The organism is Paraburkholderia sp. (genome assembly GCF_035656215.1).
Classification (GTDB): Bacteria; Pseudomonadota; Gammaproteobacteria; order Burkholderiales; family Burkholderiaceae; genus Paraburkholderia.
This window is the reverse complement of sequence record NZ_DASRSY010000412.1, coordinates 1-8,581: the sequence shown is the minus strand read 5'-3', so window position 1 is coordinate 8,581 and position 8,581 is coordinate 1. Positions and strand designations below refer to the sequence as shown.

Annotated in this window: 8 protein-coding genes; 2 read left to right on the top strand and 6 right to left on the bottom strand. The window is 63.6% G+C overall.

The window, feature by feature from the left end; all coding sequences use genetic code 11:
* The coding region (locus VFE81_RS24095; RefSeq protein ID WP_325046984.1) for an ATP-binding cassette domain-containing protein at positions 1-599 on the top strand (599 nt) is incomplete at its 5' end.
* 135 nt (positions 600-734) lie between these two features.
* Here VFE81_RS24095 and VFE81_RS24090 read toward each other — a convergent pair.
* The 6 genes from VFE81_RS24090 to VFE81_RS24060 form a co-directional block, all read right to left on the bottom strand.
* Positions 735-1,832, bottom strand: coding sequence for an ABC transporter substrate-binding protein (locus VFE81_RS24090; RefSeq protein WP_414695649.1), 1,098 nt, complete (start codon positions 1,830-1,832; stop codon positions 735-737).
* Positions 1,833-2,144: 312 nt separating this feature from the next.
* A complete protein-coding gene (gene fhuB / locus VFE81_RS24080; protein WP_325046983.1) occupies positions 2,145-4,253 on the bottom strand; it encodes a Fe(3+)-hydroxamate ABC transporter permease FhuB in 2,109 nt (702 codons plus the stop codon).
* Entirely contained in the window at positions 4,250-5,128 is an 879-nt protein-coding gene (locus VFE81_RS24075; RefSeq protein WP_325046982.1) for an ABC transporter ATP-binding protein, read from the bottom strand. Before VFE81_RS24075 ends, fhuB begins: the two co-directional genes overlap by 4 nt.
* Positions 5,125-6,207 (bottom strand): TauD/TfdA family dioxygenase, encoded by a 1,083-nt coding sequence (locus VFE81_RS24070; RefSeq protein WP_325046981.1) that lies wholly within the window; start codon positions 6,205-6,207, stop codon positions 5,125-5,127. Before VFE81_RS24070 ends, VFE81_RS24075 begins: the two co-directional genes overlap by 4 nt.
* Before the next feature lie 54 nt (positions 6,208-6,261).
* Positions 6,262-6,516, bottom strand: coding sequence for an MbtH family protein (locus tag VFE81_RS24065; RefSeq protein ID WP_325046980.1), 255 nt, complete (start codon positions 6,514-6,516; stop codon positions 6,262-6,264).
* A 130-nt stretch (positions 6,517-6,646) separates the two neighbouring features.
* Complete coding sequence (locus tag VFE81_RS24060; protein WP_325046979.1) at positions 6,647-7,318, bottom strand: RNA polymerase factor sigma-70; 672 nt, start codon at positions 7,316-7,318, stop codon at positions 6,647-6,649.
* A gap of 458 nt (positions 7,319-7,776) precedes the next feature.
* On the opposite strand from VFE81_RS24060, the gene VFE81_RS24055 reads away from it, so the two are divergent.
* On the top strand, positions 7,777-8,581 hold an 805-nt coding region (locus VFE81_RS24055), incomplete at its 3' end, for an MFS transporter (protein ID WP_325046978.1).

Sequence of the window (8,581 nt, the reverse complement as noted above, 5' to 3'; positions counted from 1 at the left end):
GCGGCAACGGCAGCGGCAAAACCACACTCGCGAAGGTGCTCACCGGCCTGTACGAACCGGAAGACGGCACGATCGAACTGGACGGCAAGCCGATCGGCTTCGCCGAACGCGCCGCGTACCGGCAGCGCTTCACCGCCGTATTCAACGACTTCCATCTGTTCGACGCGTTGCTGGGTATCGTCGACCCGAACGCCGCATCGCGTGCGCAAGCCGACGCGCGCGCGAATGCACTGGTTGCGAAGCTGGCGCTCGACCACAAGGTCCAGGTAGTGAACGGCGCGTTCTCGACGCGCGCGCTCTCCACCGGGCAGCGCAAACGTCTGGCACTGGTCGTCGCGTATCTGGAAGACCGGCCGTTCTATCTGTTCGACGAATGGGCCGCGGATCAGGACCCGCAGTTCAAGGCGGTGTTCTATGAGCAACTGCTGCCGGAATTGCGCTCGCGAGGCAAGACGGTGCTCGTCATCAGCCACGACGATCGCTACTTCCATCTGGCGGATCGCGTGTTGAAGCTGGATAACGGCAGTATCGTCAGCGAAACCTATGGCGCGGCGCAGGCTGTGAAGAATGCTGCCGTTGCTAACGGCACAGTGGGATAAGCTGAGTGAGTTGAAGTCGGGGCCGGGCGTGTTTTACTGCATGCCCGGCGCAGTTGGTCAAACACCCCGCGAGCGGCAAGACAGATGAAGCCCATCGAGTCGCGCCCATGCGTTTATATCCGCCGTCGTATCCGCCTACTTCCCGGTGGCAGGCGCCGGCAGTGAAAGAAGCTTCTCAGTCATCGTATCGGCCATCCGCAGCGCGGACATCGGACCACCAAAACCCCATATATTCCGTTCGACGAGACCCACACGCCCCGCACTGCGTGCCGGCACAAAGCGCCAGATCGGCGAATCGAGTTTGGTCGCAAGCGGCACACCGGGTTCGGTCGCGCTGACGAACAACACTGTGAGGTTCGACTTCTTCAACAGATCTTCCGACGTCACATAGGACGTGCCTTCCCGCGTCGGTTCGGCGGGCCACAACTCAAGACCAAGCGCGTGTGCGACGCCGGCTGCCGTGCTGTTGCCGGTAAATGCCCAGTAACGGTCGGGCAATCCCAACTCCTGTAACCACGCTACCTGTTCGCCTCGGCGGCCGGCTTGCGCGAGGCGTTGTGCGTCGCGTGCAAAACCCGCGTCGACCTTGGCTTCGACTGCGCGCGCCGCTTCCTCGCGGCCCGTCAGGCAGCCGATGGTGCGGAGGATTTTGCGGCCCCAATCGAGTTGCGTGACACGGGCGCCATCGTCGGAGAAGTTCGGGCCGTATTTGAATAGCACGGTGGGCGCGATTCGTTCGAGCGCCGCAAAGATCGGCGCGTGGCGCAGACCGACACCGAGGATCAGATCCGGTTTGGCTGCCGCGATCGCTTCGAGACTCGGTTCCTGACGCGTGCCGATGTCCGCTACCGAGGCTAGGCGCACATCGTCGTAACCGATCCATACCGGGTAGTACTCGGGATCGGCCATGCCGACCGGGGTGATGCCAAGCGCGGCAAGGTCTTCGGCGAACATGAATTCGAGCACGACGATGCGTTTCGGTCGTGCGGGCAACGAGGGACTTGCCTGGGAGACGGCCGGATTGTCGGCGAGCGATGCGCAGATTTGCTGGGCTTGCGTGCTGGTACGGAGGGCCAGGGCAGCGCTGGTAGCGCTGCTTTCGCTGCTTTCGCGCACGGAGCTGGCTCCACTGCCCTGCGCGAACGCATGGGAATGAGTGAGCAGCACGACCGCCATCGCCGTGGCCGCACACACTCGCTTGATCTGTTGCGCTTTCCTCGCGCGATTCGTCAATGCGACGCTCCCTGTAAAGCGATCTGCGCGTCGTTCATCGTCAACAGCAAGGGGCAGCGTCCACACAGTTGCTTCTCTCCAGGAATGTCATAACGTACGCGGCACGCGCGTCGTGCGCTAATTCCGTTACGGCGATGACGACCGGCTGGCCGGGTTCGTCTTCGGCTAACGTCGGTTCGTCGCTCGCATCAGGCGTGCCGAGCCACACACGCGCCAGAAGTGCGCGATCGAGTCCGGCGCATATTCCGCGAAGCAATTGCGGGTGGAAATCGTCGTTCGATGTGATGGAGAACGAATACCCCTGCTGCCGCCTCACCGTTTGCCCCGCTTCTCGCGCCGAGCCTCCACGATCAGCAACGCGAGCAGATAAGGCGCGCCAATCAGCGCCGTCAACACGCCCGCGGGAATTTCGCGCGGCGCCAGCAGCGTGCGCGCTGCGATATCGGCGACCACCAACACCAGCGCACCGCACGCGGCGGCGAGCCACAGACGCGTGCGATGCGCACGCGCCCCCAGCATCGATGCAAGATGCGGCGCCATCAAACCGATAAAGCCGACCGGCCCAACCGCGGCGACCGCGGCGCACGCAGCCAGCGTCGCCACTATCAGCACCAAAGGACGCAGCACGCCAATCGGCAAACCGAGCGCGGCCGCCTGGTCGTCGCCTAATGCGAGCAGATCGAGCGGCCGCGCGAGTAGCGCAAACACAGGAACCGCCAGCACGCACCACGGCAGCAGCGTCGTCACTTCGCCCCAACTGCGCCCATACGTACCGCCGACCAGCCACACGACGAAACGCGCGGGTTGCACGCTTTGCTGCGTGATGAGCCATTGGGACAGTGTGGTCCATAGCGTGCCGATCACGATGCCCGTCAGCGCGACTGCCAGCGGCGCATAGCGATGCCGTCGATTGAGCAATAGCGTGAGTGCCAGCGTTATGCCGCCGCCCACGAGCGAGGCCACGGCCAGCGTCGAATGTCCTGCGAGCGGCCACGCGACGAGCGCCGCGAGCGTAGCAAGGCCCGCGCCTTGCGTCACGCCGAGCACTTCCGGCCCGGCAAGCGGATTGCGCACGATGCTCTGCATCAGCACCCCGCTTGCGGCCAGCAACGCACCTGCCAGCAATGCACAGATGAGACGCGGCAGGCGCAAGTCGAGCAGCATGCGCGCGAGTTCGTCACGCTGATCCAGGGCGGCTAACCAGCGATGCAAGCCGATCGTGGTCGGGCCGAACGATGCGCCCGCGCAGACGATCAGGATGCCGAACGTCAGTAAGAGTGCAGCCGTCAGCGGCCACGGCCAAGTATCGAGTATCCGCACAAAGCGCGTCCCGGCGCGCACGGCGGGACGGTCCTGTCCGGCATGCAACGCGCCCGCCCACGCCGCGCCGCTGCGAATCATCGCCAGCATCAATGGCGTGCCGACGAAAGCGATCGCCACACCGGTCGAGAGCGTCGCGTCGAGATCGAGCGCCTGCACCGCGCTATCGGTGAACAGCACGAGCGCGCCGCCCACCAGGGCGGACAAGGGCACGAGCACGGCCAGACGCGAGGCCTTCGCACTGCGTGCCTGCCGCAACAGATTCGGCGCGATCAAACCGACATATGACAGCGGTCCCGCCACGCTCACCGCAACGCTCGCAAAACCGACTGCCACTACCATCGCCGCGAGCCGCGTCGTGTCGACACGCACGCCGGCCGCAGCGGCGGCATCGTCGCCGAGTGCGAGCGGGTCGAGCGGGCGGATCACGAAGGGCAACGCGATGAGCGGCAGCAGGAGCCACGCGGCAGCAATCTTCAGACCGGCCGCGCCCGGCTGATAAAGACTGCCGCTCGCCCACAACGACACGCCGACGATGCTTTGCTCGAAAAACGCGAGAATCAGCGTGGTGAGCGCGGAGAACAGCAGCATGCAGACGCTGCCGGCAAGCACGAGCCGCAATGGCGTCGCGCGCCAGCCGCCCGCTGCGGCTGCCACGCACGCGGCGGCGGCTAGGCCGCAAACGAATAGCAGCGGCACCGATGCCACGCCCGCCAGCGACGGCACCAGCATCGCAGCGACCAGGCCGAGTTGAGCACCACCGGTGATGCCGAGCAGATCGGGCGAAGCGAGCGGATTGCGAGTCAGTGACTGGAATAACGTGCCAGCGACAGCCAGACAGCCACCTGCGACCAATGCCGCCAGGATGCGCGGCGCGCTCAGGTCGAACAACAGAATGCCGGCGAGTTGCCCGGCATCACTGCCTGCGGGTGCGGCAAGCCACGTGCGAAAGCCGGGCGCAAGGCGCAATGCGGCCACCACGACGATCAACGCGACGAGCGCGCCCCCGATCATCCCTGCGCGGCTTTTCACCGGCGCGCGCCAGCCATCGATGGCAGACTCGTGACGGCGCAGGCGTTTGCGCGCTGCAAGCGTCGTCATGCGGCGAGGTCCTTGCTCGTGGACACGGCGTCGCTCGATGCCTCGTTGTTGAATCCAACGCCGGCGATATCCATGGCGTCGCCCTCGTAGGCCGGCACGCACATCGGTGCGCCCGTCTGCGGATGCGCGATCTTGAGCATCGGCACACTGAAGGTGTCGCTCAGATGACGCGGGTCGAGCATCGCGTCGGGCGATCCATGCGCGATGACGCGGCCCGCGCGCATCAACACGATCTCGTCGCTGTAGGCTGCGGCCTGATTCAGGTCGTGCAGCACCCAGACGATCGTCAGGCCGCGTTCGCGGTTCAGGCGCCGCAATTCACGCAGGATGTCCAACTGATGATGAATGTCGAGGTACGTGGTCGGCTCGTCGAGCAACACGATCGGCGCCTGCTGCGCGAGCGCCATCGCGATCCATGCTCGCTGGCGTTCGCCGCCGGAAAGCGCGGCGACGTCGCGCGCGGCGTCCTCAGCGAGTCCACTGGTGACGAGCGCTTCGTCAATGGCCGCATGGTCCGCGCGCGAAAGTCCGCGCAGCCAACCGCCGTAAGCGTAGCGGCCATACGCGACCAACTCGCGTACGGTGAGGCCCGATGGAATCTGGTTGAATTGCGCGAGCATCGTCAGCGTGCGCGCCAATGCGCGTCGCCGGTACGAAGCCAGTGGCTTGCCGTCGACTTCAACGCTGCCGGAGAGCGCCGGCTGCAAGCCGGCGAGCGTGCGCAGCAACGTGCTTTTTCCGCAGCCGTTCGGTCCGCACAAAGCGGTGACGCGACCGGCCGCGATCGTCAGGTTCAGACCGTGGAGCACGACATGATCGCGGTAGCCGACCGTGAGCGTTTGCGCCGCGAGTGCCGCGCCCTGCGTTTTCGTCATTGCGCGGCCGTCCGCTCGTGACCTTCGCTTCTATTTGCGTCCGTGACTTTAGCTTCGACTTTATCCGCGCCGGTGCCTTTGCTGTGGCCTTCGCTATAGCTCTGCGCCATCGCCACGACCACTTTGCGCGGCCCTTCGAAAGGATCACGCGCGTGGGCCGTCAACATGTTGTCGAGCATCAGCACGTCGCCCGTGAGCCATGGAAACACAACACGCTGCTGATCGAGCACGCCGCGGATCTCCGCGAGCGCGTCTGCTTCGAGCGGCTCGCCGTCGCCGTAATAGACGTTGCGCGGCACGTTTTCAAGGCCGACCGAATCGATCAATGCTTCCTGCATGTCTTCATCGAGCGACGAGAGGTGGAACAGATTTGCCTGGTTGAACCAGACCATCTCGCCGGTGCGCGGATGTTGCGCTACCGCCTGACAGCGCTCGCGCGTGCGCAGCAGCAGTTCGCCATCGTCGCTGTCACGCCATTCGCAATCAATGCCGCGGGTGCGGCAAATCCGTTCGACCACGCCTGGGTCGTCCGAACCGAAGGCCTGCTCCCACGGCAGATCGAGCCCTTGCCCGAAGTTGCGGATGTACAGCAGTTCGCGCTTCGCAAAGCGTGCGACAAGTGCGGGGTCGAGTGCACGATAGATCGCGCGGCTGTCGGCGATCGGTGTCGCGCCGCCAGAACGCGCGGCGAGCGCGCAGTGGAACCAGATGCGCAGTGGCCACTCTCGCGTGTACGACTGCTCGTTATGTAAAGGAATCGAACGATGCGGCGGATATTCCGTCGACGTGTATACCGCGCCTTCCACCTGACTGCGCGGCGTCGAGGCAAATTCATAACCGATCAGCGGATGCCCGAACGAACCGGCAAAGCTTTGGAAGGCATCGATCGAAGTCACGCGAAACCCGGTGAACAGCACGCCGCCGGCCTTTTCGAGCGTATCGTCAACGATCGCATGCAGCAGCGGCGCAGCCTCTTCCAGTGATATCGCCGTGCCCGAGCGCGGCGAGACGACAGTCGGCAGACCCGGTTCGATCGATAAATCGGCGAGCGTGGGCAACGGCATCGAAATCATGGTCATGCGAATTCCTCTTGCAGAAGCGACACGGCCTGGGGCTTATCCAGGCCGGCCCGATTACGCTGCGCTCGCCTTCGAGGCGGCCTCGTCCATGTGACGGCGCAAGCTGGCCGGACGCATGTCGGTCCACACCGACTCGATATGCGCGAGGCAGGCGGCCTTCGGGCCGCTCACGCCCACTTCGCGCCAGCCGGCCGGCACGGCACGGAAGGTCGGCCAGATCGAGTACTGGTCTTCGTCATTGATGACGACCGTATAGACGAGATCGTCCGCCTCGCCTGCTGCGGAAGGGGTTTGCTGTGCTTGCGTCATGATGAATGGCTCAGTCGATGAATGGTCAGGATGCCTCAGCAGACTGCTGATGGACTGCCCCGGAACAGCGGCGGCGGCATCTCGCTCGCACACCGCCTCTACTCAATTGACGTTTGATGCGCGCGCTTTTTTACCGTCGACGGGCGCGGCCGCTGCAGAACGCAGGACCGGCCACGCCGCGATTGCAGGCGTCGAGGCAGTCGGCGCAGTGCTTCTCGGCGTCGCGCACCATGAAATGCACGAGCGTTTGCGAAACATCGAGCGCGCGCGCCGTGCTTTGCAGCGTTTCCTCGCGCAAACGCACCATCTCGAACGCCGCGCGGCTGCGCGGCGGCAGTTGCTCGAGCGCGTTGTAGACATGCCGCAGCGTGTCGCGCACAAGCAGCGCCGCTTCCGGCGAAGGCTCCGGCGAAGGCACGTGCATGCCGTCGTCTTCGTCAGCGTGATAGGTGTTTTCGAGGCTCTGGCGGCGGAAAGCATCGATCGACGCATTGCGCACCATGCGGGTCACGTAGGCGACGGGTTGCCGCACGGCATCCTGATCCGGAAAATCGACCAGTTTGATAAAGACGTCGTGCACCACGTCTTCCGCGAGACTCGCGCAACCCACGAAGCCGCGCGCCAGATTGACAAGCATCGGCCGGTTGTCGATCAGTACGTCGAGCAGCGTGCCCTTTTGCCAATCGACAGAACGGGACTCGGTGCGCGCCCGCCGCGAAACCGGAGGACAAGCGACGCCGGCGCTGAGAACAGACATCGGTATCGCTGTTGAAGGCTCCCGCCGAATGAGCACCTCAGCCATAGATTCGCTCCGTATTTCTCAAGGAAGAGCGCCAATCTAACGTAAACGCGAATCATTCTCAATCAAGATTTGGAATAACCTTACATTTCCGATAGATTTGCCCGATGAATCAGGGCCCCCTCGCGGGGCGGCGGTTGAAGATAGGGATCAGAGGTCGGTGGTCGGTGACCAGCACCGTTGCCACGAAATTACCATTAGGTATCCGTATCTTTTTCTTTGCCAGTCAAAACAGGGAACAGTAGCGCAATAGTGGAAATCCCTGCCCTCGCTTCAATCCACCTCGCTCGATTCTCCTGGTCACAGCGCTTGACACTTTCAACGACGCATCATAAAGTTTGCCTGCAGATCTAGATAAGAGACTATCTGTAAGATGGTCTCTTGCGCCTTAGCGGAACACACCCGCGATTTGCACCGCGAACAGCACCGGCCTCTTACAGAAAAACTAAAGGAGACCGATTGTGCAAACGATCGCGATTAAGATTCGTGGCATCGACGATGTCATTTCATTCATCGACTCATGTTCAGGCATTCCCGGTCGAGCCGGCGTTATCTGGTGGCTTGCACTCGGTGGCCTGTTTCTGGACGCATTCTCCAATTCTGCTTTGAGCGCGGGCCTCGGGCCCATGGCGCGAGACCTCCATCTCGGCGCGCCTCAAATCGCGCTCATGACGTCGTTTGCGTCATGGGTCGCCATCGCCTTTAACCCGATTGGCGGCTGGATGGCCGACCGCTGGGGGCGCATCCGTCCGTTAGTGCTGGCCAAATTCCTCGCGGTGATCGGCGCGGTGCTGGTGGTATTCGCACCGGGTTTCGAAGTCATTCTGGCGGGCCGCTTCTTTGTCGGCATGGCGTACGGCATCGATTTCGCGATTGCGATGGCGATGCTCGCCGAGTTCACGCCGGTCAAGCTGAAGAGCCGCCTCAATGCGTGGCAGGGCATGTGGTACACCGCCGTCTGTTCCAACCTGCTGCTCGCCCTGCTCTTTCAATCGTGGCACGTGGGCGATTCGATCTGGCGTTATTCGGTGGCTGCGACGGCCTTGTTCGGCATCGCGATCCTCGTACTGCAGCTGGTGTTTCTGGTCGAGAGCCCAATCTGGCTGGCGCGCAAGGAACGTCTCGTGGAAGCCGCCACCGCGATGAGCCGTATTTATGGACGCACTTTCTCCGCCGCGCCGGTCAAAGAACGCGTGCCGGTGCTGAATCAGGCCACGCGTGGGCTCGCGAACGTCGCACTGATCTTTCGCGGCATCTATCTGCCAC